Origin of the sequence: Pseudomonas sp. YeP6b (assembly GCF_025642995.1) — a bacterium.
Classification (GTDB): Bacteria; Pseudomonadota; Gammaproteobacteria; order Pseudomonadales; family Pseudomonadaceae; genus Aquipseudomonas.
Genome location: NZ_CP080090.1, coordinates 1,478,221 through 1,503,556 on the forward strand (window position 1 = coordinate 1,478,221; position 25,336 = coordinate 1,503,556).

Below are 25,336 nucleotides of genomic sequence, written 5' to 3' on the forward strand. Positions count from 1 at the left end.
TAAATGAGGGACTGAGGAGAAGCTCAATTACCAGTACTTGAGTTGCAGCGTGGCCTGGCCGTCGATGGGCACTTCATCGAGCAGGGTCAGGTCGCGGGACGGCACGATGACGGTGAAGGCGCGCAGCCGCGCCCTGAGGTCTTTAATGGCGATGGGCGTGTTCGGGCCGCCCGTTGCCGCGAACGAGGTCAGTGCTTCGTGCCCCAAGTAGGGCGATAAGCTCCAGTTAGCGCCGCCGTTGCGCGAGACGATCACGTTGACTGCGGTTTCATCCGCAATCGGATCGAATAACGTGAAGGCGACACTCCCCAGTTTTTGGTCTTCAGGCGTGGTCCCCAGGCCGTGGTGCGCCGGGTTGATGGCCGAGGTGCCGGCGCGATTGTCCGCGGTGGTCAGGGTGAAAAATGTCTCGCCGTCGCAATGCACTTCAAACTGCATTTCGGAGGGGTCCAACAACGTGGGTTTAGTCTGTTGCAGGTCCTTGGCGGTCATTTTTCCATGGTCGATCACGCCGCCATTGGACAGGTTTGGGGTGCAGGCATTGGGGGTAATGATCCCAGTGACACTCAAGTCGGTATTACTGGCCGCAAATGCGCCGGGGGCGCAGGCAGCCAGCAGCAGGGCAAGAGCGGCGGGCGTGAATCTTTCCATGGGCACAGGTCCTTGTGAGCGATGCAGTGAAGCCGGTGGGTTACAGGTAGCGCAGTTCCAGGGTGGCGGAGCCGTCGATCGGTTGTTCCTGGGTCAGCGTCAGGCCACTGGTGGCGGCGATAGAGGGATGGATCGTCAAGTCGCTATTGAGCGTCATGATCGCGATGGGCGCCCAGTTGCCGCCGGCGTTGTTACCGAAGGCGGTGAGCCTGCTGCGCATCCAGATAGCGTCCTCGCTGTTCTCGATCCAGGTGGCGCCGTTGTCCCTTGAGGCCAGCTTGCTGACCGGCTGGTTGTCGGCGCGGTAGTTGGTGAGAACGATCAGGAAGTCGCCGAGCCGCTCTGTTTCATTGATGAAGCCCAGGCCATAGGAATCATCGCCAGGGCTGCTGGCCGAGCCTGCGCGGTTATCCACACCGTTGAGTGCAAACAGCGTCGCGGCCTCGCAGCTCACGCTCAATTGAAAGGTGGTGGTCGGCAATGGGGTTGCCTGGTTTTCCTGCAAGTCCTTGGCGGCGATCTTTCCATAGTCGGCCATGCCGCCCTGGCTCAGCATCGGTGTGCAGGCGCTGGGGGTTATCAGGCCTTTGACGGTCAGGTCGACGCTGCTGGCGGCGAATACAGTGCCGGCGCCGATCATCAACAGTGTCGCGGCGAGGGTGCTGAAGGGGCGAGTCATGGCATTACATCCTTGTGGTTAGCGGTGGTTTACAGGTACTTCACTTCAAGGGTGGCGGAACCGTTGATGGGGACCTCGTTGGTCAGGTTCATCCCCGCAGTGGGGGCGATAAGGGTGTGTATGCCGAGCTCTGTCGTCAGGTGCTGGACCGGAGTGGGGGCCCAACTGCCCGTTGAACGATCACCAAACGAGGCGAGATAGGAGGCCGGCCACAGATCGCCGGGAATGTTTTCCCGCCAGGTGAGGCCGTTATCCTGGGACTCGAGCACGGAGATCGGTGCGCCGTCGGCTGTTGGGGTGGCGAACACCAAGGCGTAATTGCCCAGTTTTTTTCCGTCGACCAGGCCCAGGCCATAGGTGTTTGACGGGTCATGGGAATTGCCCTGGTTATCGATGCTCTTCAGGGCCAACAGGGTTGGCGCATCGCAGGTGATCTCCAGTTGCAGGGTGTGGGTGTCAAGCGATGTCCAGTTGTCCGGCTTCAAATCCTTGGCCGCGACTTTTCCGTGGTCGACGATCCCACCGCTTGAAAGGCTGGGCGCGCAGGCGCTGGGGGTAATCAGGCCCTGGACGGTCAGGTCGATGCTGCTGGCGGCGAATACAGGGCCGGCGCCGATTATCAACAGGGTCGTGGCGAGGGCGCTGAAGGGACGAATCATGGCATTGCATCCTTGTGGTTAGCGGTGGTTTACAGGTACTTCACTTCAACGGTGGCGGAACCGTTGATGGGGACCTCGTTGGTCAGGTTCATCCCCGCAGTCGGGGCGATAAGGGTTTCCACTCTGAGTTCTGAGGTCAGGTGCTGGACCGGTGTAGGTGCCCAGTTGCCCGTTGAACGATCACCAAACGAGGCGAGGTAGGAGGCCGGCCAGATATCGCCTGGAAAGTTTTCCCGCCAGGTGAGGCCGTTATCCCGGGACTCGAGCACGGAGATTGGTGCGCCGTCGGCTGTTGGGTTGACGAATACCAAGACGTAATTGCCCAGTTTTTTGCCATCGACCAGGCCCAGGCCATAGCTGTTCAGCGGGTCATGGGAATTGCCTTGGTTATCGATGCCCTGCAGGCCCAGGAGGGTTGGCGCATCGCAAGTGATCTCCAGTTGCAGGCTGTGCTTGCTAAGGAGCGTCCAGTTGTCCAGCTTCAAATCCTTGGCCGCGACTTTTCCGTGGTCGATGATCCCGCCGCTTGAAAGGCTGGGCGCGCAGGCGCTGGGGGTAATCAGGCCCTGGACGGTCAGGTCGATGCTGCTGGCGGCAAACACGCTTGAGGCGCCGGTCACCAACAAGGTGGTGCTCAGCAGGGCGAAGAGGTTTTTCATTTAGGGCGCTCCAGTACGTTGAGCCACGCCGTGGGGACACTCGCTGCCAGTTGCTGCTGGAACGGGGTCAACGGTTGCTAGGCGGCTGTTCACTTTTTAAGAGTTGCCGGGGGCGGCGCACCGTCCCCGGCAAGAGTGGGCGGTAATCTAGCGAGGGGGGGTTATGGGGGACATACAACTATTACGACAATGACGCTGAGGAGGGAAAACAGCCTGTTCCGTGTCAGAATAGTTAACGGCTTAATGTAGGCAAAAGATCAGTTTCGTAGTTGTTGTATCGCCAAGCTGGCATTCGAAAGGCTAGCTTCGCTGCGCGATGACAGTCACTTGAGTGCTTTTGAGACGCCACAGCGTGCTCAGCCTTCAACTGTCGCGTCAGCGCTCCTCATCCAGTTCCAGGCTTATCGCTGAACCACGGGCGCTGCACCACCGACAACAACTACGAGGTGAGCGAGAGTGCTTTCGAGCGATGTCTCTTCGCAGCAGGGTCCATCGCGTTTCGTCCCCCCAGAACACTGGCGACACCTGGTGGTATTGGTGGCGGAGGATCATTCGGCCTATCGGCTGCTGCTGGGCTGGTTCATGCAAAAGCTCGGGCTGGGTCACGAGGTGGTCGGTGATGGCTGTGAAGGTTTGGCTTGCATCACCCGCAGACGCTTCGACCTGGTGATCAGCGACTGCCATATGCCGCGCATGGATGGTTATGCCCTGGCCCGTGCAATACGCCTTCACGAGCTGGAAAACGGCCAGCGACGGGTACCGATTATCGCGCTCACCGCCAACCTGCTGCCTGATGACCCCCAGCGCTGCCGCGATGCCGGAATGGATGCCTGGCTGCTCAAACCACTCACGTTCGCACAGCTGTGCGAGGTGCTTGCGCGGTGGCTGCCTGGCCCTCCGTGCGAAATGTCGGCACCGGAGTCTGAGGCCGCCATGGGCTGGCCAACTCGCGCGGGTATGGTCCAAACCTTTGGCAGCGAACAGGTGGTGGACCAGATGCTCGCCAGCCTGTTGTACGAAGCCCGCAACGACTGTGCGGACCTTGCGCATGCGCGCATCACCTCGAACACCCAAGTCGTGTTGGATCGGCTGCACCGTCTGTTGGGCGGCTTGGCGTTCTTAGGCTGCGATGATCTGGAGGTGCGGGGCAGTGTGCTGATTGAGCAGGTCCGCACCGATGGCGTGGCGGTGCACCTGTTGAGCCTGGAGGTGTTTGAGCACGACCTCGAACGCTATTTCGCGTACGTCAGTGCGCTATGACGTACTTTTTGTAGGAATTCATTCCTTCTGTTGTGGCTTTTGTATGTGGGTGCTTTCTTTTTATTTTGTAGGTTTATAGGTAGTCGCTACAGGGCATTGGGCGCGGCTGAAAAGTGCGTGCGACCGGCGGTTGTTGAAGATCGCCGGCGGGGGTATTTTGCCCGGATTCAAGTTGCCATCATCCGTGAGTATCTATGCTTCGAGTAATCATTGCCGACGATCACCCCATTGTCCGCATCGGGCAACGGGTGGTGATTGAAGCGAGCGGCCAGTGCAAAGTCGTCGGTGAAGCCAGCGGCCCCGATGAATTGCTGGTACTGCTGAGCACCACACCCTGTGACTTGCTGGTGACCGATTTCGCCATGCCCGGCGGGCTTCAAGCCGACGGCTATGTGTTGCTGAGCCTGCTACGGCGCCAGTACCCGACGCTGCCGGTGATTCTGGTCACCATGTTCGCCAACGTCGCCACCTTGCGTGCCTCTTTCGCCCATGGCGCGCGGGCCATCGTCGCTAAAAAAGCCTCGGCCAAGGAGCTGCCCTTGGCAATCAAGGCGGTTGCCAAGGGCCAGACCTACGCCAGTGAGTGCTTGCGCGAGCAGTTGATCGAGGCCGGTACGGGGGATCAATCGCAAACGCCGCAGTTGTCCGGCAAGGAGCGCGAGGTGGTGCGCATGCTCGCCAGCGGCATGACCGTCAGCCAGATTGCGGCGCGGGTCAACCGCAGCATTTCCACGATCAGCAAGCAGAAAAGCACGGCCATGCACCGGCTGTGTATCTCGACGGATGTGGACTTGTTCGCCTATGCGCGTGCCGCTGGGATGGTGCCGTAGAACGTTGCAGATAGATCACGACCGTTAACTAACCGCGCGCGCCGGTGGGATTCGTATTACGTGTATTCAGCGTGAACAAACCATCCTTTAACTTGACGCCGTTGCCCTGCCAGTCGTGTGGGCGGCATCCATTCCTAGTCTATTAGATGAGTCGAACTTTCAGGTTGGCGACGCGCCTTTTTGTGCCTGTTCAACCTGTGAATAATCGACCGAAAGTGAGCAGTGAATGCAAGCGTCTCGTGTACTTATTTCCGCCGCATTATTGCTGGCCGGTGTTTCAAATGTGATGGCCGCGTCCAGCGTGGATCTCGGTGTCGTCGGTGTGATCACACCCTCGGCCTGTACGCCAATCTTGTCCAATAACGGGGTGGTGGATTACGGAAAAATCTCGCTTCAGGAGTTCCCTGCGAACGAGAAAGAACTGCCAGACGCAACGCTGCAGTTGGAGGTTAGCTGTAATGGGCCGATGATGATGGCCGTTAAAATTACGGATAACCGCCCCGGTACCGCGACGTCTACGAATGGGGGAGGGGATACGTCAAGTTTTGGTTTGAACTTGGCGAGCAACGGTCAAAAGATCGGTCGGTACCAATTGAAAATGGCCAATGCTACCGCCGATGGTCAAGTCGGTAGCCTGATCGAATCCTGGGAGGGGAGTGATACGTGGTTGGAGGCCAACAATGCGGTCTGGCAGCCGGGGTTCAGGCGCACCGTCAGAGACCCGAGTAGCGCAGGGCTTACGCCCTTGACAATGACGGCCTTCAAAGTCGATGTCGTCGTGAGCACAACCCTCACGCGTAAGCAGTATCTGCCATCGGCTGAAGAAACAAAGATAGACGGCAGCGCCACCCTGGAGGTCAAGTACCTGTAACCCCGCCGGGCATCACTCATTCCCGTGGCGAATAGCCATGGCTTTCCGGCGTGGCGCGGACTATCGTTCAGCACCCCTGACCATCGTGCGAAACCTGCCCATGAGTGATGCCCACAACGCCCTGATCACCGAGTTTTACAGTGCCTTCCAGCGGCTGGATGCTGAAGCGATGGCAGCCTGTTACACCGACGATGTGCTGTTCAGCGACCCGGCGTTCGGCGAGCTGCGCGGGCGCGATGCCGGGGACATGTGGCGCATGCTGACCACCCGCGCCAAGGACTTTTCCCTGACGTTCGACCATGTGCGCAGCGATGAAGCCACCGGCAGCGCGCACTGGGTGGCGACCTACTTGTTCAGCGCCACCGGCAATACCGTGATCAACGATATCGGTGCGCGGTTCGTGTTTCGCGATGGCAAGATCTGCGAGCACCACGACCACTTCGACCTATGGCGCTGGTCGCGCCAGGCGTTGGGCCTCAAGGGGCTGCTGCTGGGCTGGTCGCCTGCGCTGAAAAACGCCGTGCGCGCCCAGGCGCTCAAAGGCTTGAAGGCATTCCAGGCCAGTCGTTGATAAGATTGGCGCTCCTCTGGTTTGCCGAAATGACCTGTGACTGATCTTCCTGAACCCAAACCCTGGTTCGTCTACCTGGTGCGCGCCGCCAATGGCTCGCTGTATTGCGGCATCAGCAATGACCCGGTGCGCCGTTTTGCCTCGCACCAGAGCGGCAAGGGTGCGCGGTTCTTCCTGTCCAGCCCGGCCGTGGCGTTGGTATACACCGAGCAATGCGCGAGCAAGGGCGAGGCGCTGCGCCAGGAGCGGCTGATCAAAAAGTTGAAGAAAAGCGCCAAGGAGTGCCTGGCGGCGAGTGGTTCATTGATTTGACTGATGGGTTCCCATCGCCCCCGCGCTGAGTGTTGCGGGCTAAGCTAGCGGCTCACTGACTTGAGCGGAGCCAAGCATGTCTGAGTTGATCCTGCACCACTACCCGCAGTCCCCCTTCGCTGAAAAAGCCCGCCTGCTGCTGGGTTTCAAAGGCTTGTCCTGGCGCTCGGTATTTATCTCGCCGGTAATGCCTAAACCGAACCTGATCGCGCTGACCGGCGGCTACCGCAAGACGCCGGTGCTGCAAGTCGGCGCCGATATCTACTGCGACACCGCCTTGATCGCCCGCCGCCTGGAGCAGGAAAAGTCCACACCGGCGCTGTTTCCTCAAGGCCTGGAACTGGTCACCCAAAGCTTCGCCGCCTGGGCCGATTCGTTGGTGTTCTCGCATGCCGTCGCACTGGTGTTCCAACCCGAATCCCTGGCCGTCAAGTTCGCCAAGGTGCCGCCGCAGATGCTGGAAGTGCTGGTGGCTGACCGCGCCAAATTGTTCAGCGGCGGCACTGCCGCCCGCGTGCAATTGGACCTCGCCAAGCATCAATGGCCGACGATCATCAGCCGCATCGATCAGCAATTGCAGCACCAGGCGGGCGACTTCCTGTTCGGGGAGCCGTCGATTGCCGACTTTGCCCTGGCGCACCCGTTGTGGTTCCTCAAAGGCTCGTCGGTGACGGCGCCGTGGGTGGATGCCTATCCGGCCGTCGCCACCTGGTTGAACCGGGTGCTGAGCTTCGGCCATGGCACCGCCAGTGAGATGAGCGCCGAGCAAGCCCTGGAAGTGGCGCGTAACGCGACACCTGCGGCCTTGCCGGATGAACAGTTCGAAGACTTGAACGGCTTCAAGCCCGGCCAGCAAGTCAGCATTTGCGCCACCGACTACGGCACCGACCTGGTGGCCGGCGAGCTGCTGTTTGCCGGGCGCGAAGAGCTGATCCTGCGGCGCGCCGACGAGCGCGGCGGCACCGTGCATGTGCACTTTCCACGCCTGGCTTTCCGCATTCAAGCGCAATGATCGTTCCCCTCGCTCTGGGTGGGAACGCAGCCCGTGACGCTTGCGTCGCCCCTGCGCAGGCGTCAACGGCGGGACGCGGAGCGTCCTGAGCGGCATTCCCACGCAGAGCGTGGGAACGATCGTGATAAAAATATTTGCAAACAAAGGTGAGGTAAATCCACCGCCCATCCGTGTAGTGCTTGAAACTGCGATCTATTCGCATTAACAGCGTTTTCTACACGGGTTCTCACAGCATGAAATCGACGGCGGGCGGTTGGGTAAAACAGTGGCTGGGAGCCTCGGTATTGGCGGTGTCGGGGCTGGCGTTGCTGCCCCTTGGCGTGGCGCGCGCGCAGGAGCAGCAAAGCGCCCAGTTCAACTTTGCCCTGGCGGCCAAACCGCTGCCCCAGGCCCTGAGTGATTTCAGCCGGGTCACCGGCATCAGCGTGATCTACACCGACGAAGCGCCCTACGGCCTCAGCGCCCCGGCGGTCAGCGGGCAGATGAGCGCGACCCAGGCCCTGCAACGCCTGCTCGGTCACTCAGGCTTTACCTTCCGCCAGATCGACGCCCGCACCCTGGCCCTGGAGCCCGTGCCCACCGACGGCGCGGTCAACCTCGGTGCCACCACCATCAGCGGCGCCGGCCAGACCCAGGACAGCACCAGCTACCAGCCACCGCCCACCAGCTCGGTGATGCGCTCCCATGGCCTGCTGCTGGAAACCCCGCAAACCGTCAACGTAGTGCCCGCCCAAGTGCTGCGCGACCAGACCCCACGCAACCTGGATGACGCCCTCGCCAATATCAGTGGCATCACCCAGGCCAACACCTTGGCCAGCACCCAGGACGCGGTGATGCTGCGCGGCTTTGGCGATAACCGTAACGGCTCGATTATGAAAGACGGCATGCCGGTGGTGCAGGGCCGTGCCTTGAACGCCACCGCCGAGCGCGTCGAAGTGCTCAAAGGCCCGTCCTCACTGCTCTACGGTATTCAGGACCCAGGTGGCGTGGTCAATATCGTCAGCAAAAAGCCCGAGCTGGTGCAGTCCACTTCCCTGACCGCGCGCGGCTCGACCTTTGGTGGTGGCAAGAACGGCAGCGGCGGCAACCTTGATACCACGGGCCCGATTGGCGACAGCGGCTTGGCGTATCGCCTGATCGTTGACCATGAAGACGAAGATTACTGGCGCAATTTCGGCACCCACCGCGAAACGCTGGTGGCACCGTCCCTGGCCTGGTACGGCGACACCACCCAGGTGGTGTTCGCCTATGAACACCGCGAATTCCTCTCGCCGTTCGACCGTGGTACCGCCATCGACCCCAAGACCAACCGCCCGCTGAACATCCCCACGACCCGTCGCTTGGATGAACCCTTCAACAACATGGAGGGCCGCTCCGACCTGTACCGCCTGGAAGTCGACCACGACCTGAACGACGACTGGAAGGCGCATTTCGGCTACAGCTGGAACCGCGAGACCTACGACGCCAGCCAAGTGCGCATTGTTTCGGTGAACCCCAACGGCACCCTGACCCGCAGTATGGACGGCACCCGGGGCGCGTTGACCACCGACCGCTTCACCACGATGAGCCTGGAGGGCAAGGTGAACGTCGGTGGCATGCAGCATGATCTGGTATTCGGCCTGGACGATGAGTACCGCAAGATCTATCGCGCCGACCTGATCCGCCAGTCGCAAGGCAGTGCCTTCAGCTACCTCAACCCGGTCTACGGCAAGGATGTGCAAGGCACCACCGTCAGCGCCAAGGACAGCGCTCAGACCGACCTGCTGCGCAGCGACTCACTGTTCTTCCAGGACGCCATTCACCTGACCGATCAGTGGATCCTGGTGGGCGGCGTGCGCTATCAGATGTACGACCAATACGCCGGTAAAGGTGTGCCATTCAAGGCCAACACCAACGGCAATGGCCAAGCCTGGGTGCCGCGTGCCGGCCTGGTGTACCGCTACACGGATGAGTTGTCGTTCTACGGCAGCTACACCGAGTCGTTCAAACCCAACTCCACCATTGCCGCGTTGGCCGATGGCAGCACCTTGACCGGCGACCTCACACCGGAGGAATCCAAGTCTTGGGAATTGGGGGCCAAACTCGACATTCCTGGGCGGATTACCGCCAGCGCGGCGTTGTTCAATATCGATAAACGCAACGTGTTGGTGTCGGTGGGTTCGGGGGCGAACACCATTTACAGCATTGCTGGCCAAGTGCGTTCCCGTGGCCTGGAGTTGGACGCCACCGGCCAGTTGACCGACCAATGGAGCGTGATCGGCAGCTACGCCTTCACCGATGCCGAAGACATCAAGGACAAAGACCCGACACTTGAGGGTAACCGCCTGCAAAACGTGGCCAAACACACCGGCTCTCTCTCGGCGGTCTACGACTTCGGCAATGTGTTCGGGGGTGATCAACTGCGGGTTGGCGCGGGCGCCCGTTATGTCGGCGAACGCGCTGGCGATGCCGCCAACGACTTCAACCTGCCCGGCTATACCGTTGCAGACGCGTTTGCCACCTATGACACCAAGATCGAAGGCCAGAAGGTCAAGTTCCAGCTCAATGTGAAGAACCTGTTTGATCGCACTTACTACGCCTCCGCCGCGAGCCGGGTGTTTGTGTCGCTGGGTGATGCGCGGCAGGTGTCGGTGTCCAGTACGCTTCAGTTTTAATGTGTAAAGCGAGGCTTGTTGTGGCAAGCCCGCTCGCCACGACAGCCCCCGCTCGCCACAAAGGTAAGGAGCTGGTAGCGTTGCCGCCACTGAAGACTTTGCGGGAAAACGGTACTGATGCAGTTGGGCAGATGGATACACACCAGCACCCTGTTGGTGGGCTTGAGCTTTTTACTGGGCGGCTGCGCGAGTGTTTCGCCGACCTCCAACGCCCTTGATCAATTGCTGGCCGACCCGGCGCTGCAGGGCGCCACGGTGTCGCTAATGGTGCGTGACGCGCGCAGCGGCAACACGCTTTACCAACACAACCCACGCACACGGCTGGTGCCCGCCTCCAACCTCAAACTACTGACCACCGCCGCAGCGATGGACGTATTGGGGCCGCAATACCGGTTCGCCACGCAACTGCTGAGCAACGGCATACGCCAGGGCGATCGCCTGACCGGCAACCTCTACCTGCGCGGCCTGGGCGACCCGACCATTCAGTTCGCCGACTACCAGGCCCTGGCGGCGCAACTGGCCAGCCAAGGCGTTCGCCAGGTGCAAGGCGATCTGGTGTTCGACGACACCTGGTTTGACGCCGAGCGGCTGGGCGTCGATTGGTCCCATGACGATGAAACCACCTACTACGGCGCGCAGATTTCAGCGCTGACCGTGTCCCCCAATTCGGATTTTGATGCAGGCAGTGTGCTGGTCACGGCCAAGGCGCCGGTGCGCGTCGGCGTGCCTGTGAACGTCGAGATCTTCCCGCCCACCGACTACCTGCAATTGAGCAACCGCGCCGTCAGTGGGCCGGGTAACACCTATGGCATCAACCGCCGCCACGGCACCAACCTGCTGCAGCTCAGCGGCGCCGTGGCACCGGGCCGGCAGAGCCCACAACTGGTCAGCGTCTGGGAACCGACGCAACTGGTGGCCAATCTGTTTGAACAAGCCCTCAAGCAGCAGGGCATCACCGTGCTGGGCCGTCGAGTGATGGGGGCTACCAGCCCGGCCGGCGTGACCGTGCTGGCTGAGCATCAATCGGCGCCGTTGCAGGAACTGATCACGCCGCTGCTGAAACTCTCGAACAACAACATGTCCGAAGCGTTGCTCAAGGCCATGGGCCGCCAGACCGCGAATAGCGGCACAGCGGCGGCGGGGGCGATGGCAGTGGCCGGGTTTCTCAAGCGCCAGGGTGTGGATACCGCGACGCTGAAGCAGGTCGACGGTTCCGGCCTGTCGCGGCAGAACCTGGTGTCGGCGCAAACCCTCACCGACCTGCTGCTGGCCGCGAGCAAACAGCCGTGGTTCAACGCCTGGTACAACGCGCTGCCGATTGCCGGCAACACCGACCGCATGACCGGCGGCAGCCTGAGTTATCGCCTGCGCAGCACGCCGGCTGAAAACAACCTGCACGCCAAGACCGGCTCCATGGGCGGCGTGTCGTCCTTGAGCGGCTACATCACCGACGCCCATGGGCGCCAGCTGGTGTTCTCGATGCTCAGCAACAACTACGTGGTCGCCGGCGCGCAGGTGAAGGCCTTGGAGAACCGCGTGGCGGTGGCCCTGTCACGCTGGGGCGATTGATTCAGGGCTGATAGCCCATGCGCCAACTCACGGCCCGGGTCGCCGCCAGCAAGCGCTGCGCCGCCGGGCCATCCTCGTCGGCATGGAACAGTGAAGTGGGGCCGACCACGGTCATCACCGCCGCCACGTGCCCGACCGCGTTGAACACCGGCGCCGACAACGCATCGACGCCGGGCATCAGCAAACCATGCACAAAGTGCAGGCCACGGCTGCGGATCTGTTCACAGGCGGTGGCATACGCCTGATCGTCCGCCAGCGCATGGGCGATACCGGCCTGAATCTCACGCTCGCGCAATTCCACGGTTTCCCGCGATGGCAGGTAAGCACTGAACACCAGCCCGGTGGACGAGCTGAGCAGCGGCAACACCGAGCCCAATTGTGTGACCACGGTGATCGCGCGCACCGCAGGCTCGATGTGCACCACGGTCGCGCCCTGGTTGCCCCACACCGCCAAAAAGCAGGTTTCATTCAGTTCATCGCGCAGCTCCGCCAGGGGCAGGGCACCGACCTTCAACACATCCATGCTGCCCAGCGCGGCCAGGCCCACACGCAATGCTTCGCGGCCCAGGCCATAGTGGTTGGTGGCGGTATTCTGTTCAGCAAAGCCTGAGGCAATCAGCGCCTGCAAATAGCGGTGGACCTTGCTGGCTGGCATCTGCACATGCTCGGCCAGGCGCGACAGCGAAGTGGCCGGGGACAGTTGCGCAAGGGCCTTGAGGATGTCGGTGCCGACTTCGGCCGAGCGGACTTTCTGTTTACCGGTGTCGCGGGGCTTTTCCATGGAAGGGCGAGAATCCGAGAGATGAATGGGCGTCTTTATAGCTTGACGGTCGATAGTGATCAAATTACGTTATGCGTAACTGGATTACGATAAAAACAACTTCCGCTCAGAGGATGATCCATGCACCTCGAATACCAATCGGGCTTCGGCAATGAATTCGCCAGTGAAGCCCTGCCTGGCGCGCTGCCCGTCGGCCAGAACTCCCCGCAAAAAGCCCCTTACGGCCTGTACACCGAGCTGTTCTCCGGCACTGCCTTCACCATGGTGCGCAGCGAAGCCCGCCGCACCTGGCTGTACCGCATTCAGCCGTCGGCCAATCACCCGGCGTTCGTCAAGCTTGAGCGGCAGTTGGCCGGTGGGCCGTTGGGCGCGGTGACGCCGAATCGGTTGCGCTGGAACCCATTGGATATTCCCGCCGAGGCAACGGACTTTATCGACGGGCTGGTAGGCATGGTCGCCAACTCGGGGTCGGAAAACCCCTCAGGTATCAGCATTTACAACTACCGCGCCAACCGCTCGATGGAGCGCGTGTTCTTCAACGCCGATGGCGAACTGTTGATCGTGCCGGAGCAGGGCCGGCTGCGCATCGCCACCGAGTTGGGTGTGCTGGAAGTGGCGCCGCTGGAAATCGTGGTGCTGCCGCGTGGCCTGAAATTCCGCGTCGAACTGCTGGACGCCCAAGCGCGCGGCTACGTCGCGGAAAACCACGGCGCGCCACTGCGCCTGCCGGACCTGGGGCCGATCGGCAGCAACGGCCTGGCCAACCCGCGCGACTTCCTCACCCCGGTGGCCCACTATGAAGACCACAAAAAACCGACAACGCTGGTGCAGAAGTTCCTCGGCGAACTGTGGGCCTGCGAGCTGAACCATTCCCCGCTGAACGTGGTCGCCTGGCACGGCAATAACGTGCCGTACAAATACGACCTGCGCCGTTTCAACACCCTCGGTACGGTGAGTTTCGATCACCCGGACCCGTCGATCTTCACCGTATTGACCTCGCCCACCAGCGTGCACGGCTTGGCCAACCTCGACTTTGTGATTTTCCCGCCGCGCTGGATGGTCGCCGAAAACACCTTCCGTCCGCCGTGGTTTCACCGCAACCTGATGAACGAATACATGGGCCTGATCCTGGGCGCCTACGATGCCAAGGCCGAAGGCTTCCTGCCTGGCGGCGCGTCGCTGCACAGCTGCATGAGCGCCCACGGCCCGGACGGCGAGACGTGCACCAAGGCCATCAACGTGGAACTGGCGCCGCACAAGATCGATAACACCATGGCCTTCATGTTCGAGACCAGCCAAGTGCTGCGCCCGACTCAGTTCGCCCTGGAATGCCCGCAACTGCAACCCTCTTACGACGCGTGCTGGGCCTCGCTACCCGCCACCTTCAACCCGAACCGGAGATAACCGATGACTCAACCCATGCCAACCCGCAGCTGGGTGACCTCCGCCAACGGTCACCGCGATTTTCCCCTGCAGAACCTGCCGCTGGGCGTGTTCAGCATCAACGGCTCGGCACCGCGCAGCGGCGTAGCGATTGGCGACGCGATCCTCGACCTGCATGCTGCCCTGGACGAGTTTGACGGTGAGGCGCGTCGCGCTGTCGAAGCCACCGTTGGCGGCCAACTGAACGCCTTTTTCGAACTCGGCCGTGGCCCGCGTGTGGCCTTGCGCGAACGCCTGCTGGAGTTGCTCGCCGAAGGCAGCAAGCTGCAAACCCGTGACGCGCAGGTGCTGCACCGCGCCGTTGATTGCCAGATGCACCTGCCGGCAAAAATCAGCGACTACACCGACTTCTACGTCGGCATCGAACATGCGCAGAACGTCGGCAAGCTGTTCCGCCCCGACAACCCCTTGCTGCCCAACTACAAATACGTGCCGATTGGCTATCACGGCCGCGCCTCAACCATTCGCCCCTCGGGCACCGAGGTACGTCGCCCTAAAGGCCAGACCCTGCCGGCCGGCCAGACCGAGCCAACCTTCGGCCCCTGCGCGCGCCTGGATTACGAATTGGAACTGGGCATCTGGATCGGCCAGGGCAATGCCATGGGCGACTCGATTGCGATTGGCGACGCCGCCGAGCACATCGCCGGTTTCTGCCTGCTCAACGACTGGTCGGCGCGGGATATCCAGGCTTGGGAATACCAGCCGTTGGGGCCGTTCCTGTCGAAAAGCTTCATCACCAGCGTCTCGCCATGGGTGGTGACGGCCGAAGCGCTGGAACCGTTCCGTAAAGCGCAACCGGCGCGTCCGCAGGGCGATCCACAACCGCTGCCGTACCTGCTGGACACGCGTGACCAGGCGGCCGGCGGCTTTGATATCGAACTGGAAGTGTTGCTGAGCACCGCCGCGATGCGTGAGCAAAACCTGCCGGAACATCGCCTGACCCTGAGCAATACCCAGCACATGTACTGGACCGTGGCGCAAATGGTTGCGCACCACAGCGTCAACGGTTGCCAATTGCAGGCCGGTGACTTGTTCGGTTCGGGCACCTTGTCCGGGCCGCAGCCGGGGCAGTTCGGCAGCCTGCTGGAGATCACCGAAGGCGGCAAAAAGCCGATTGAACTGGCCTCCGGCGAGGTGCGTAAGTTCCTCGAAGACGGCGACGAAATCATCCTGCGTGCGCGTTGCAGCCGCGAAGGGTTTGCCTCCATCGGCTTCGGCGAATGCCGTGGCACCGTGGTCGCGGCACGCTAAGAGGGCAGGGCGATGGAACTCTACACGTACTACCGCTCTACCTCGTCCTACCGGGTGCGTATCGCGCTGGCGCTCAAGGGGCTGGATTTCACCGCAGTGCCAGTCAACCTGCTGGTGCCACCGGGCGGTGCCAACCACCAGCCTGAATACCTGGCGATTAACCCACAAGGTCGGGTGCCGGCCTTGCGTACGGATGACGGCGAACTGTTGATTCAGTCGCCGGCAATCATCGAGTACCTGGAGGAGCGTTATCCACAGGCGCCGCTGCTGTCCAAAGACCTGGCGACCCGCGCCCATGAGCGTGCGGTGGCGTCGATTATCGGCTGCGATATCCATCCGCTGCACAACTCCAGCACCCAGAACCTGCTGCGCCAGTGGGGGCACGATGAGGCGCACGTGGTCGAATGGATCGGGCACTGGATCAGCCAGGGCTTGGGCGCCGTGGAGCAGTTGATCGGGGATAAGGGTTATTGCTTTGGCGAACAGCCGGGGCTGGCGGATGCGTTTCTGATTCCGCAGCTGTACGCGGCGGAGCGCTTCAAAGTGCCGCTGGCGGCGTACCCGCGCATCGGGCGGGTAGCGGCGTTGGCGGCGCAGCATCCGGCATTTGTGCAGGCGCATCCGGCTAATCAACCCGATACCCCTGCCACACCCTAAATCAATGTGGGAGCTGGCAAGCCAGCTCCCACAGTTGATCGGCGTCATCCTTATAAAAATAACAGGTACCTTGCGATGCACAATCAGATTGCCAGCTTTCGCGCGGCACTCGACGCCCGTCCGGTGTCGCGCTACCAGTGGTTAATCCTCCTGTTGCTGGCGTTGCTGCTGGTAACCGATGGCTATGATGCCCAGGTGCTGGGTTATGTGGTGCCGGCATTGGCCAAGGATTGGAGCCTGGAAAAAGCCGCGTTCGGCCCCGTGTTCAGCGCCAACCTGCTGGGCCTGACGTTGGGCTCGTTGCTGGTAACGCCGCTGGCCGACCGGTTCGGCGTGCGACGTATCCTGCTTGGCTGCGTGTTGATCTACGCAAGCCTCACGGTACTGATGGTGTTCGCCAATTCCCTGACCAGCCTGATGGCCGCGCGGTTTATCTGCGGCATCGGCATGGGCGGCGCGATGCCGAGCGCCATGGCGCTGATGTCGGACTATTCGCCGCCCCGCATGCGCACCTTGATGGTGACGTTGGCAGCCTGTGGTTTCTCGTTCGGCGGCGCAGCGGGCGGTTTCGTGGCGGCGGGGTTTATCGAAGGCTACGGGTGGCAGGCGGTCTTCCTGGCCGGTGGTGTGACGCCGTTGCTGCTGTTTCCTTTCCTGGTGTGGCGGCTGCCTGAGTCGCTGCCGCGCCTGTTGCGCGATGCATCGCCATATACGCGGTTGCGCACAGTCACGGCGCGCATGCTGCCCGACTGGCAACCGCCGCCGGCGAGCGAGGCCGAAAACCGCCAGGAACAAGGCAGCAAACTCACGGTGGTGGAGCTGTTCCGCAACGGCTACGCGCGCCCGACCCTGCTGATCTGGGCGACGTTTTTTGTCAGCCTGATCCTGCTGTATTTCATGATCAGCTGGTTGCCGTCGCTGCTGCTGGAAAGCGGCCTGGAATTGAAGGAAGCCAATCTGGTGACCTCAATGTTCCTGTTTGCCGGCACCTTGGGCGCGATTGGCATGGCCTGGTTTGCCGACCGCCTGAAAAGCAAAGTGCGGCTACTGTCCGGTGTGTTGGCGGCGGCTGCCGTGTGCACCGTTCTGCTCGGCTTGAACCACGATAATCCGCGCTATCTGGTGGCCTGTGTGTTCGCCGCGGGGTTCTGCATTATCGGCGGCCAGCTGACCCTCAATGCGTTCGCCAGTAATTTCTACCCGGCGCACGTGCGCGCCACCGGCACCGGCTGGGCGCTCGGAGTGGGGCGATTTGGTTCAATCCTGGGGCCGCTGTTTGGCAGCCTGTTGCTGGCAATGCATATTCCGGTGGAGCAGATTTTCTTCTTCTGCGCGATTCCGGCGGTGATCGCCGCGTTGTTGATCATTCAAGTGCGTTCGCCTGGCTCAAATGCGCCGAAGGACCCGCTGCACAGCGATATTCTCAAAGCGCCGGCCAATCACTGATTCAACGCGAATCAAATGTGGGAGTTGGCTTGCCTGCGATAGCCATGGGTGTCTACGCAACTTTTTGTGTTGCTTTTAGCCTGCGATGGTTTAGGTAGATTGAGTACATATCCGTTGCTGCGGTAACGGCTTCGTAGGGTTCCGCTCTTACAGCGGCTCACTTTTGGAAAGACCCAAAAGTAAGCAAAGGTCTTCGCCCCACCACTCGGTGCCTCGCCTAGGCTCGGCATGCCCTCACTCCGGCTTGAATCCGTGGGCCGCCGCCATGGGCCATCCTTGGCCCATCGCGGCTAACCCGGCGTCCTGCCGGGTTACCCACGGATTCAAGCCTGCGTTCGGCCATCGTGGTTAACGGGGCGCCTCAGATCAAGATCAAAAGCAGATCAAAAGCAAAGAGCACGGCGGCCTAGTAGCCGACCTGAGTGGTAGAAGCAAAAGCAAGGCAGAAGCAGAGCAGAAGCAGAGCACCACCCTATCTAGCTGATGTAATGAGATCCCAATGTGGGGCGCGGGCTTGCTCGCGAAGGCGGTGGGTCAGTTACACATGAGCTGGCTGACCCACCGCCTTCGCGAGCAAGCCCGCTCCCACAATTTTGACCGAGTTCGGCTGCCAGACCGCAGTGCTCTGCTTTTCTGTGGGAGCTGGCTTGCCTGCGATGGCATCAACTCGGTGTACTTGATAGACCGAGGTGTCTGCATCGCAGGCAAGCCAGCTCCCACATTAGATTGAGTTCAGCGTCCACTATCAGGTCGGCTGTCAGGCCGCCTTGGCTTCGCTTTTGATCTAACCACTCAGGTCGGCTACTAGGCCGCCGTGCTCTTGCTTTTGATCTTGATCTGCTTTTGATCTTAGGCGCCCCGTTAAACCACGCTGGCCGAACGCAGGCTTTGAGCGTGGGTAAACCGGCAGGACGCCGGTTTAGCCGCGATGGGCCAAGGATGGCCCATGGCGGCGGCCCACGGTCCAAAGCCGGAGTGAGGGCACACCGAGCCTAGGCGAGGTGCCGAGTGGTGGGGCAAGAGCCCTTTGGTTACTTTTGGGGCTCTTTTTCCAAAAGTGACCCGCTGTAAGAGCGGAACCCATAGCAGCCGTTACCCAAATAACGGATATGTACCCAGCGCCCCCGCGACAACCAAAGAACTCAACCCATAAAAAGATGTGTAGATACCTATGCTGCGATAGCGGTGTATCAGTGACAGATGTATGGCTGACTCACCGCTATAGCAGGCAAGTCAGCTCCTACCCCATTAATGCACCACTGAGTTGGGCGGCAGGTGCCCCAGCCGCTCTGTCAGGCGCAGGCGCTGGATCGGGTCTTCGCTGAGCAACAAGGCGTGTTCCAGGTCAAAGCGCTCGGCGCTTGGGCAATCCAGGCGCTGGTACAGACTGGCCCGCGCCAGGTAGTCGGCGGCGCTGGCATTGCCCAGCTCCAACACACGTTCGGCATCGACCAGAGCGGCCAATGGGTTATCGTTGGAGAGGTGCAACTGGCGCAGGTTGCGTGACAAGCGTTGCAGGATCGAGCGTGGTTCGGCGCTGAGCAGATGGTCGGCCTGCAACTTCAGATTCGGCCCGTACTGACGGTGCAGCAACTCGCGGCAGTCATTGGGGTACAAACGCCGCCCACCGCACGGGTCCAGCAGGTGATCGGCACCGGGCACCCGCAGCAGGAAATGCCCCGGGAAGTTCACGCCCGCCATCGGGATATCCAGGCGCCGCGCCATCTCCAGCGCGATCAGCCCCATCGCCAGCGGCTGCCCGCGTTTGCGCTGCAGCACCTTGTCGAGCAGGGCGGCGGCGGGGCGCAGGGGGGTGAAGTCGTCCTGGGCGAACCCCAGGTCATTCAGGCGCCGCAGCAGCGGCTGGCCGAGTTCATCCGCCGGCAACATGGGCATGCCCACGCTGACCTGTTGCTGCAGCACGGCGAGGTCTTGCAGGATCACCTGCGGCTGCACGGCCGGGTCATGCTCGGCAGCAATCCACAGCGCCGCTTCAAACAGCGCAGGGGGTGAACGGTCCAGGCAGGCGAAAAAGGCTGTGCGGGGATTCATTGCATTCTCCGACGGATGCCCCTGTTTTAGCCTTGCGGTGAATTTTCGTCCAGTGACTTAAGCAATATCCGACCTGCTTATGTCGCTGGGGCTGTGAAATCGGGCGGCTTATTCCAGCGCACTTCGGCAGTTTCCTGGCGTAAGCCTATACTTGGGCCTCTACCAGAAGTGATTCGGGAGCCCGACGATGTTTGCTCTCATGCACAGCACCCGCCTTGAATCGCTGCACCTGAGCATCGACCCGGCGACCGGGCTGAAGGCGGTCATCGCCATCCACAACAGCCGCCTGGGACCTGCCTTGGGCGGTTGCCGTTACCTCGCCTACCCCGACGATGAAAGTGCCGTGGCCGATGCCGCGCGCCTGGCCCAAGGTATGAGCTACAAAGCCGCCCTGGCCGGTTTGCCGGTGGGCGGCGGCACGGCAGTGATCATCCGCCCCGTGCATGTGGAGAGCCGTGCGGCACTGTTTGAAGCGTTTGGCCGCTGCATCGAAAAACTCGACGGCCGTTTCATCACTGCCATCGACAGTGGCACCTCGGTCGCCGACATGGACTGCATCGCCCAGCACACCCGCTTCGTCACCAGCACCACCGCCGCCGGCGACCCGGCGCCCCATGCCGCCATGGGCGTGTTCACCGGCATCCGCGCCGCTGCCATGGCGCGCCTGGGCAGTGACAACCTCGAAGGCTTGCGCGTGGCCGTCCAGGGCCTGGGCAATGTCGGTTACGCCCTGGCCGAGCAACTGCACGCCGCTGGCGCCGAACTGCTGGTCAGCGACATTGACCACGGCAAAGTGCAATTGGCCATGGAGCAATTCGGCGCGCACCCCATCGCCAACGACGCCTTGCTCAGCACCCCGTGCGACATCCTCGCGCCTTGCGGCGTCGGCGCCGTGTTCAATCGCCACAGCGTCGGCCAACTGCGCTGCGCCGCCGTGGCCGGTTCCGCCAGCGCGCAACTGACCAACCTGGACATCGCCGACCAGTTGGAGGGGCGCGGCATCCTTTACGCCCCGGACTACGTGATCAACTCCGGCGGCCTGATCTACGTCGCCCTCAAACACAGCGGCGCGGAGTTGGCAGGTATCACCGCCCATCTGTCCAACATCGGCACACGCCTGACGGAAATCTTCGCCCACGCCCAAGCCGAAAAACGCTCCCCCGCACGGGTGGCGGATGAGCTGGCCGAACGCCTGCTCTACCCATAAGCCAGGCATTAAAAAGGCCCTGAATCAATGATTCAGGGCCTGTTCAATTCGGGCTTTATTCCGCTGCCGGGTTCAGCAACTCGGACAGCGCGTCCGGCTGGCTCTTGAACGCCTTGGCAAATACATCGCGGTTCTTCGCCATGTAGATCCCGGCTTCCTCCACCTGTTGCTCGCTCAGGGACGGCACGGCTTTTTGCAACACTTCTGCCAGCAACTCAGCGAGTTCAAGCATCTTGTCATGACGGTCAGCTTCGGCTTTATCCATGAACAAACGCTCCAGATCTCGGCTGCTGCGGTATACCACTTCGACGGCCATTCACCACCTCACATGCCTTCACGATAGTTGTCTTTTGCGACTACTGTATTTATATACAGCTAAAAGGGTAAGCCAAACCACGGGGTTTGGGTAGCAGTTTTTTAATGTAGCTGGGAAATAGGGGTTTGCTAGAACGGAAATTTCTGACAACACGCTGAGGTTGCCGAGTAATCCTACGGTGGCTTACCTTCTCCGGGCCTTGCATCGCGGGGCCGAGCTTGGCGGCTCGAACACGAAAAAGAGAACTTTCTTGATTAATACCGGAGCCGCACCATGGAAAACAATACTCACCGTACCGCCGATGCTTTGAATTCCGAGCCGCCCGTCACGCTATTCAGCGTCACACCTACAGTGGACACAGAAACCCTTCTGGCAAACGCCAGCGAAACCCTAAGCAGCGCCCGTGAAATGGCCAATATGCTGGCATTCGACCTTGAAGGCCCGCAGCGAAGCCTGGTCTTGGCGATTCACCAACTGGTCGAAATGGGCGGCTTATTAGTCGACCGAGCGCTGGAGCAAGTCGCACCCGCCTGAGGCAAAGCGCGTAACTGTGGCGAGCGAGCTTGCTCGCGTTGGGCTGCGAGGCAGCCCCAATTCAGGCGAAGGTATTCTTCCAGTTAAAACCCATTTGCAGGTTTTAGGGGCGCTACGTGCTGGAGCGTCAGCCCGGCCCAACGGGAGCAAGTTGTGTTGTCACCCTGTGCCTCACGTCACGTCGCCATCATCTTATACCTGCCTCTGGCCTTTTTTCTGCATGCAGAACACCCGTTACGTCCAACCCGCATTATCCGGTCGAGCCGACCTAAGGAAGCATCATCGTGAAATTCAACTGGGCCGAAAAGCTGCGTCAAAATGTCCATGGGCTGGCTGAGTCGCTGGGCAATCTGTTTGTCGAGACGTTCCACTACCTGGCGTTGTTCGCCATTGGTGCGGTGACCGCCTGGGCGGCGGTGATGGAATTTTTGGGAATGCTGGAAACCGGGCACATCAAGATCGATGACATCTTGCTGCTGTTCATCTACTTGGAACTGGGCGCAATGGTCGGGATTTATTTCAAGACGAAGGTCTACGTTACTAACATTCCTAGTAGTGGCTACCAGATGCTTGCAAAGCCCGCTAATGCGGGGCCATGGCGAGCATGAACCGCTTCTGATCGCCGTGTGGTTGGTCTGATTCGTTTAATTTCTGAACAGTGGTGGGTAGGATGACGCAAGAAGTGAAATGGGCTGAAAGCCTGCGCAAAAAGCTGCATGGTGGTGCTGATTCGATTGGTAATTTATTCGTAGAAACGTTTCATTACCTCGCCCTTTTCGCAATTGGATTAATCACCGTTTGGGCTGGAGTATTTACATTTATAGATATGCTTCAACAGCCGAAAATAACGGTTGATGATATTTTGCTGCTTTTTATCTATCTAGAATTGTTAGCCATGGCGGGAATTTATTTTAAAACTAATCACATGCCCTTAAGATTTTTATTGTATATCGGCGTAACTGCATTGATTCGATTGTTGATAAGTGATGTTTCTCATCACAATGCGCCGGATACCGGAATTCTTTACGTGTGTGGTGGTGTGTTGCTGCTGGCAATTTCGATTTTGGTGGTTAGGTATTCATCTTCGAAATATCCCTCTGCAAAAGAAAAAACAGATTGAAAGAGTTGTCTTGAATGGAAGGGCTGCTTTCGGGTGGCCTTTTTTTGACTTTCAGGTTTACATTACGCGGCTTATGCTGTCAGGGTAACGGGGCAATGGGTGGGACTGACACAAATGGGAATGCCATTCAAAAGCACATTGATCAATGTGACAAAAAAGTCAGTAAATGGCGTTCATGTGAGCAGGCTGCTTCCAGTGAAGCAACACCACTATTACGACTGGAGTCGTCGTTCCGGATATTCGAACCGGTTTGTTGTTGTGAAAGATAATACTATTTGGTGGATGTCTTCTGATTCGACAGATGGCAGTAGTTGGTCAAGTGAGAATGTTCTTATTTCAGGGGTAAGTGACTTGTGATGAGAAATTCGCATAAATTATTTATGAGCTAGCCTATGAGCAGCCTGTGAAGAATAATGCTTGAGGTGAAGAATGGCACTGCTAACCAAAAATGTATTTATAGATACGCAGGTGTTTTGTAATCTCGCTTTGGATTTTTCAGCCAAAAATATTATATCGTTTGAAGAGCTTTGCCAAAAAGGCGAGCTTTCACACGTTACTAACACAGTTGTGGTGCAAGAAGTAAGAAAAAAAATTCTGGAGTTCATAATTGATGGGTTGAAAGGCATAGAAAGCTTTCAAAGGCGCTGTGGGTTTTTAAAGAATGACAAAGGAATAGCTGATAAGCTATTTCCAGAGATATCAGAATATGAGCTTAAAGAGAAAGGATATTCTGATTTTCAAGATTTTTTAGAAGCTTCTAATGCAAAAATTATAGATATGAAAAAGGTGGAAGGAAACGAAATTCTAGAAATTTTTTTCAAACAGGCTCGACCATTTGGTCTTGGAAAAAAAACAGAATTTCGTGATGCATTTTCCCTCCTGTCTTTGCGCTCACACCTGAAACGTGGCGAGAAAATGTATGTTGTATCGCTTGATGGGGACCATAAGGCTTTTTGTAGCGCACATGAACAATTTATCCATGTTGAATCATTAAATTCGCTGTTAGATATTTGCTATAAACATATAGACGAACGATCAAAATTTGTGGAGAAATTTTTAATAGAAAAAAAAGAAGATATTATTATTGCACTGAAAAATCAGATTGAGAACGCAGAAGGCTACAATGCATCGACGTGGGAGGATGCAGAAGTAGATGAGTTTAGGGTGACAGAAATCGGTGAGTTTGAGCCTGATATTACGCACCTCGACAACGATGGCTGCCGAATAAACTTCAACGTTACCGTGAAAATTGAGGTTGATGTAATTGGACCGGACACCGCAAGCGGTCGTTACGACAGGGAAGATGATATTCTCTATACGTTTGAAGATACTCAGCGAAAAGAAGAAGAAGAGCATGATTTTTCTGTCGAAATAGACTTAACCTTTGAGGCGGATGAAGGTGGGTTTATCAATGAAGATTTTGAACTGGCTGTTGAAGGGCTAACAAAAGGCATCGAGTTTGGGGTGGAAGAATATCCGTGGGAAGATCCTAGGATGTAATTTTTTTGAGTGATCATCAGCAACAGATAAGGAATTCAAGATGTATTACATTGAAGTTAAAGATAAATATAAACTTTACTATGATGAGTCGAATAATATGCGCGTCTTTTCGTTACGAGAAGGCAAGTATAATATTGATAATGACCCTAACCAAAAAATATCACCTATTTTCGTTTTGGCCGGTATTGCACTTAAAGAAAATCAGTCTGATTTGAATTTTGAAGCGCTACAGCAATCACTAAGGTTGCAAAAAACGGCAGATGAGTTGAAATTTCGAAATATTGTTGCCATCAAATCAAACTTTACGCCTCATCAAGCGTTGAAGTTTACGCTTGGAAATCGGCGGATTAGCAACATTCTTTCATGGCTGATTGATAATGATGTATCAATTCATGCGTTTTCGATAAATACTGCATATTGGTCGTCTCTCGATATAATTGAAGATTTGCTTTATTTCAATGCGGATAAAGAAGAGATTCTTAGTCAGCATTATTATAAAGACTGTTTGTATAAGATGATTAAGCTCGACAAAGTTGGGTATATTGATCTATTGAATCGCTTTGGCTATCCAAAAATTGAAAAAGAACAGGCTGTTCATTTTCTTAAAGCTCTTCATGAATTTAATCAGGAGATATGGGGAAAGCTCGTACCAAAGGATTTGGAAAGGATTGACCAAAACAGTGATTGCTCCAATCTGATGAGGTTAGGATACTTCATCTACAAGCGATTGACGCTCAACGCTGATGATCTCGAATTTCGCTTGGTTTACGAGAAGGATGAAAAGGTATTAATAGGTGATTTCTCCACATTTTATATCAATAGAATTTCGACATTTCCTGAATCTGAGCATGTGTTGGATGATGAGGATCAGGTAGAGCCGCTAATTGATTCCGTTTTTTCTGCTATGGATAAGGCGGATAAATATGATTATAAATTTATTAGCTCAGTTGGTAGTCTTCCAATCCAAGTGGCAGATTGCATCGCTGGGATATTTCGTGTCTTATTAGCATACCTTGAAGACGCATCATTGGATGACGTGACGTTTTTCAAGAAAGGGCTGAATGCTATGGAAGATGCGACTTTTTCTAAGCTGAAAAGCCTTTTAGAAAGGTCAATTGAGGAGTGCGGTCTGTTGTTCCACGCAGTCATGGTACCTGCCGACCTAGAAAAATACGAAGAGCTGTTTGCTGATCAATTAGTGCGGCATGGCCCAAATGGGATGTTTTACAACACTCAATGAGCCCATAAGGGCATTTTAGTGTATGGCGGGCCGATTTTTCAAAACAACAGTGTTAAGTACTC

At 58.3% G+C, this 25,336-nt stretch carries 24 protein-coding genes and 1 pseudogene; 18 read left to right on the forward strand and 7 right to left on the reverse strand.

The features are described 5' to 3' along the window. Nucleotides 1–27: 27 nt before the first annotated feature. The 4 genes from KZH41_RS06615 to KZH41_RS06630 are packed head-to-tail and all read right to left on the reverse strand — an operon-like array spanning nucleotide 28 to nucleotide 2,648. Nucleotides 28–651: a DUF1120 domain-containing protein gene (locus KZH41_RS06615; RefSeq protein WP_094951909.1), complete on the reverse strand. Its 624-nt coding sequence runs from the start codon at nucleotides 649–651 to the stop codon at nucleotides 28–30. A gap of 40 nt (nucleotides 652–691) precedes the next feature. Beyond that, nucleotides 692–1,330 carry a DUF1120 domain-containing protein gene (locus KZH41_RS06620; protein WP_263274551.1) on the reverse strand — a complete coding sequence of 213 codons (639 nt, stop codon included), beginning with the start codon at nucleotides 1,328–1,330 and terminating at the stop codon, nucleotides 692–694. A gap of 29 nt (nucleotides 1,331–1,359) precedes the next feature. Continuing rightward, nucleotides 1,360–1,989 (reverse strand): DUF1120 domain-containing protein, encoded by a 630-nt coding sequence (locus KZH41_RS06625; RefSeq protein ID WP_263274552.1) that lies wholly within the window; start codon nucleotides 1,987–1,989, stop codon nucleotides 1,360–1,362. A 29-nt stretch (nucleotides 1,990–2,018) separates the two neighbouring features. After that, on the reverse strand, nucleotides 2,019–2,648 hold the full coding sequence (locus KZH41_RS06630; RefSeq protein ID WP_094951906.1) for a DUF1120 domain-containing protein: 630 nt from the start codon (nucleotides 2,646–2,648) through the stop codon (nucleotides 2,019–2,021). 537 nt (nucleotides 2,649–3,185) lie between these two features. On the opposite strand from KZH41_RS06630, the gene KZH41_RS06635 reads away from it, so the two are divergent. The 8 genes from KZH41_RS06635 (at nucleotide 3,186) to dacB (ending at nucleotide 11,727) form a co-directional block, all read left to right on the forward strand. Further along, entirely contained in the window at nucleotides 3,186–3,908 is a 723-nt protein-coding gene (locus tag KZH41_RS06635; protein ID WP_263274553.1) for a response regulator, read from the forward strand. 194 nt (nucleotides 3,909–4,102) lie between these two features. Next, a complete protein-coding gene (locus KZH41_RS06640) occupies nucleotides 4,103–4,738 on the forward strand; it encodes a response regulator transcription factor (protein ID WP_242154567.1) in 636 nt (211 codons plus the stop codon). Nucleotides 4,739–4,964: 226 nt separating this feature from the next. After that, a complete protein-coding gene (locus KZH41_RS06645) occupies nucleotides 4,965–5,609 on the forward strand; it encodes a DUF1120 domain-containing protein (RefSeq protein ID WP_094951903.1) in 645 nt (214 codons plus the stop codon). Nucleotides 5,610–5,709: 100 nt separating this feature from the next. Then, entirely contained in the window at nucleotides 5,710–6,180 is a 471-nt protein-coding gene (locus KZH41_RS06650) for a nuclear transport factor 2 family protein (protein WP_263274554.1), read from the forward strand. 36 nt (nucleotides 6,181–6,216) lie between these two features. Continuing rightward, nucleotides 6,217–6,492 carry a GIY-YIG nuclease family protein gene (locus tag KZH41_RS06655; RefSeq protein WP_025855645.1) on the forward strand — a complete coding sequence of 92 codons (276 nt, stop codon included), beginning with the start codon at nucleotides 6,217–6,219 and terminating at the stop codon, nucleotides 6,490–6,492. A 76-nt stretch (nucleotides 6,493–6,568) separates the two neighbouring features. Next, nucleotides 6,569–7,504, forward strand: coding sequence for a glutathione S-transferase family protein (locus KZH41_RS06660; RefSeq protein WP_263274555.1), 936 nt, complete (start codon nucleotides 6,569–6,571; stop codon nucleotides 7,502–7,504). Between the two features lie 233 nt (nucleotides 7,505–7,737). Next, nucleotides 7,738–10,158: a TonB-dependent siderophore receptor gene (locus KZH41_RS06665; RefSeq protein ID WP_263274556.1), complete on the forward strand. Its 2,421-nt coding sequence runs from the start codon at nucleotides 7,738–7,740 to the stop codon at nucleotides 10,156–10,158. A 117-nt stretch (nucleotides 10,159–10,275) separates the two neighbouring features. Beyond that, nucleotides 10,276–11,727, forward strand: coding sequence for a D-alanyl-D-alanine carboxypeptidase/D-alanyl-D-alanine-endopeptidase (dacB, locus tag KZH41_RS06670; RefSeq protein ID WP_242154574.1), 1,452 nt, complete (start codon nucleotides 10,276–10,278; stop codon nucleotides 11,725–11,727). A 1-nt stretch (nucleotide 11,728) separates the two neighbouring features. Here dacB and KZH41_RS06675 read toward each other — a convergent pair whose 3' ends face one another. Continuing rightward, nucleotides 11,729–12,508 (reverse strand): IclR family transcriptional regulator, encoded by a 780-nt coding sequence (locus tag KZH41_RS06675; protein WP_094951899.1) that lies wholly within the window; start codon nucleotides 12,506–12,508, stop codon nucleotides 11,729–11,731. Nucleotides 12,509–12,628: 120 nt separating this feature from the next. Here KZH41_RS06675 and hmgA point away from each other — a divergent pair, with 120 nt between their 5' ends. The 4 genes from hmgA (at nucleotide 12,629) to KZH41_RS06695 (ending at nucleotide 17,305) form a co-directional block, all read left to right on the forward strand. Further along, nucleotides 12,629–13,912: a homogentisate 1,2-dioxygenase gene (hmgA, locus tag KZH41_RS06680; protein WP_263274557.1), complete on the forward strand. Its 1,284-nt coding sequence runs from the start codon at nucleotides 12,629–12,631 to the stop codon at nucleotides 13,910–13,912. A 3-nt stretch (nucleotides 13,913–13,915) separates the two neighbouring features. Continuing rightward, nucleotides 13,916–15,202 carry a fumarylacetoacetase gene (gene fahA / locus KZH41_RS06685; protein ID WP_094951897.1) on the forward strand — a complete coding sequence of 429 codons (1,287 nt, stop codon included), beginning with the start codon at nucleotides 13,916–13,918 and terminating at the stop codon, nucleotides 15,200–15,202. A gap of 12 nt (nucleotides 15,203–15,214) precedes the next feature. After that, on the forward strand, nucleotides 15,215–15,859 hold the full coding sequence (gene maiA, locus KZH41_RS06690; RefSeq protein WP_094951896.1) for a maleylacetoacetate isomerase: 645 nt from the start codon (nucleotides 15,215–15,217) through the stop codon (nucleotides 15,857–15,859). A 75-nt stretch (nucleotides 15,860–15,934) separates the two neighbouring features. After that, the gene (locus tag KZH41_RS06695) at nucleotides 15,935–17,305 is read left to right on the forward strand and encodes an MFS transporter (RefSeq protein ID WP_094951895.1); all 1,371 of its coding nucleotides are present in this window, start codon (nucleotides 15,935–15,937) and stop codon (nucleotides 17,303–17,305) included. A 1,248-nt stretch (nucleotides 17,306–18,553) separates the two neighbouring features. On the opposite strand, the gene KZH41_RS06700 is transcribed toward KZH41_RS06695, so the two are convergent. Then, a complete protein-coding gene (locus tag KZH41_RS06700) occupies nucleotides 18,554–19,357 on the reverse strand; it encodes a SirB1 family protein (RefSeq protein ID WP_263274558.1) in 804 nt (267 codons plus the stop codon). Nucleotides 19,358–19,544: 187 nt separating this feature from the next. Here KZH41_RS06700 and KZH41_RS06705 point away from each other — a divergent pair, with 187 nt between their 5' ends. Then, entirely contained in the window at nucleotides 19,545–20,564 is a 1,020-nt protein-coding gene (locus KZH41_RS06705) for a Leu/Phe/Val dehydrogenase (protein ID WP_094951396.1), read from the forward strand. Nucleotides 20,565–20,619: 55 nt separating this feature from the next. Here KZH41_RS06705 and KZH41_RS06710 read toward each other — a convergent pair whose 3' ends face one another. After that, entirely contained in the window at nucleotides 20,620–20,880 is a 261-nt protein-coding gene (locus KZH41_RS06710; protein WP_003188807.1) for a YebG family protein, read from the reverse strand. A gap of 273 nt (nucleotides 20,881–21,153) precedes the next feature. On the opposite strand from KZH41_RS06710, the gene KZH41_RS06715 reads away from it, so the two are divergent. From KZH41_RS06715 to KZH41_RS06735, 5 genes and pseudogenes are all read left to right on the forward strand, one after another. Continuing rightward, the gene (locus KZH41_RS06715) at nucleotides 21,154–21,414 is read left to right on the forward strand and encodes a DUF6124 family protein (RefSeq protein ID WP_242154578.1); all 261 of its coding nucleotides are present in this window, start codon (nucleotides 21,154–21,156) and stop codon (nucleotides 21,412–21,414) included. 284 nt (nucleotides 21,415–21,698) lie between these two features. Continuing rightward, nucleotides 21,699–21,941 (forward strand): annotated as a pseudogene (locus KZH41_RS06720) (phosphate-starvation-inducible PsiE family protein); the annotation flags it as partial. Between the two features lie 143 nt (nucleotides 21,942–22,084). Next, nucleotides 22,085–22,534: a phosphate-starvation-inducible protein PsiE gene (locus KZH41_RS06725; RefSeq protein ID WP_263274559.1), complete on the forward strand. Its 450-nt coding sequence runs from the start codon at nucleotides 22,085–22,087 to the stop codon at nucleotides 22,532–22,534. Between the two features lie 429 nt (nucleotides 22,535–22,963). Further along, entirely contained in the window at nucleotides 22,964–24,034 is a 1,071-nt protein-coding gene (locus KZH41_RS06730; protein WP_263274560.1) for a PIN domain-containing protein, read from the forward strand. 40 nt (nucleotides 24,035–24,074) lie between these two features. Further along, a complete protein-coding gene (locus KZH41_RS06735) occupies nucleotides 24,075–25,274 on the forward strand; it encodes a DUF3800 domain-containing protein (RefSeq protein ID WP_263274561.1) in 1,200 nt (399 codons plus the stop codon). The last annotated feature ends 62 nt before the right edge of the window (nucleotides 25,275–25,336 follow it).

Excerpts from the sequence above, each read along its gene's own strand:
- KZH41_RS06715 (WP_242154578.1), top strand. The coding sequence starts at position 21,154 with ATGGAAAACAATACTCACCGTACCGCCGATGCTTTGAATTCCGAGCCG.
- fahA (WP_094951897.1), top strand. The coding sequence starts at position 13,916 with ATGACTCAACCCATGCCAACCCGCAGCTGGGTGACCTCCGCCAACGGT.
- KZH41_RS06625 (WP_263274552.1), bottom strand. The coding sequence starts at position 1,989 with ATGATTCGTCCCTTCAGCGCCCTCGCCACGACCCTGTTGATAATCGGC.
- KZH41_RS06645 (WP_094951903.1), top strand. The coding sequence starts at position 4,965 with ATGCAAGCGTCTCGTGTACTTATTTCCGCCGCATTATTGCTGGCCGGT.
- KZH41_RS06640 (WP_242154567.1), top strand. The coding sequence starts at position 4,103 with ATGCTTCGAGTAATCATTGCCGACGATCACCCCATTGTCCGCATCGGG.
- KZH41_RS06650 (WP_263274554.1), top strand. The coding sequence starts at position 5,710 with ATGAGTGATGCCCACAACGCCCTGATCACCGAGTTTTACAGTGCCTTC.
- KZH41_RS06615 (WP_094951909.1), bottom strand. The coding sequence starts at position 651 with ATGGAAAGATTCACGCCCGCCGCTCTTGCCCTGCTGCTGGCTGCCTGC.
- KZH41_RS06620 (WP_263274551.1), bottom strand. The coding sequence starts at position 1,330 with ATGACTCGCCCCTTCAGCACCCTCGCCGCGACACTGTTGATGATCGGC.
- KZH41_RS06695 (WP_094951895.1), top strand. The coding sequence starts at position 15,935 with ATGCACAATCAGATTGCCAGCTTTCGCGCGGCACTCGACGCCCGTCCG.
- maiA (WP_094951896.1), top strand. The coding sequence starts at position 15,215 with ATGGAACTCTACACGTACTACCGCTCTACCTCGTCCTACCGGGTGCGT.
- KZH41_RS06630 (WP_094951906.1), bottom strand. The coding sequence starts at position 2,648 with ATGAAAAACCTCTTCGCCCTGCTGAGCACCACCTTGTTGGTGACCGGC.
- KZH41_RS06730 (WP_263274560.1), top strand. The coding sequence starts at position 22,964 with ATGGCACTGCTAACCAAAAATGTATTTATAGATACGCAGGTGTTTTGT.
- dacB (WP_242154574.1), top strand. The coding sequence starts at position 10,276 with ATGCAGTTGGGCAGATGGATACACACCAGCACCCTGTTGGTGGGCTTG.
- KZH41_RS06700 (WP_263274558.1), bottom strand. The coding sequence starts at position 19,357 with ATGAATCCCCGCACAGCCTTTTTCGCCTGCCTGGACCGTTCACCCCCT.
- KZH41_RS06675 (WP_094951899.1), bottom strand. The coding sequence starts at position 12,508 with ATGGAAAAGCCCCGCGACACCGGTAAACAGAAAGTCCGCTCGGCCGAA.
- KZH41_RS06710 (WP_003188807.1), bottom strand. The coding sequence starts at position 20,880 with ATGGCCGTCGAAGTGGTATACCGCAGCAGCCGAGATCTGGAGCGTTTG.
- KZH41_RS06660 (WP_263274555.1), top strand. The coding sequence starts at position 6,569 with ATGTCTGAGTTGATCCTGCACCACTACCCGCAGTCCCCCTTCGCTGAA.
- KZH41_RS06725 (WP_263274559.1), top strand. The coding sequence starts at position 22,085 with ATGACGCAAGAAGTGAAATGGGCTGAAAGCCTGCGCAAAAAGCTGCAT.
- KZH41_RS06665 (WP_263274556.1), top strand. The coding sequence starts at position 7,738 with ATGAAATCGACGGCGGGCGGTTGGGTAAAACAGTGGCTGGGAGCCTCG.
- hmgA (WP_263274557.1), top strand. The coding sequence starts at position 12,629 with ATGCACCTCGAATACCAATCGGGCTTCGGCAATGAATTCGCCAGTGAA.
- KZH41_RS06705 (WP_094951396.1), top strand. The coding sequence starts at position 19,545 with ATGTTTGCTCTCATGCACAGCACCCGCCTTGAATCGCTGCACCTGAGC.
- KZH41_RS06735 (WP_263274561.1), top strand. The coding sequence starts at position 24,075 with ATGTATTACATTGAAGTTAAAGATAAATATAAACTTTACTATGATGAG.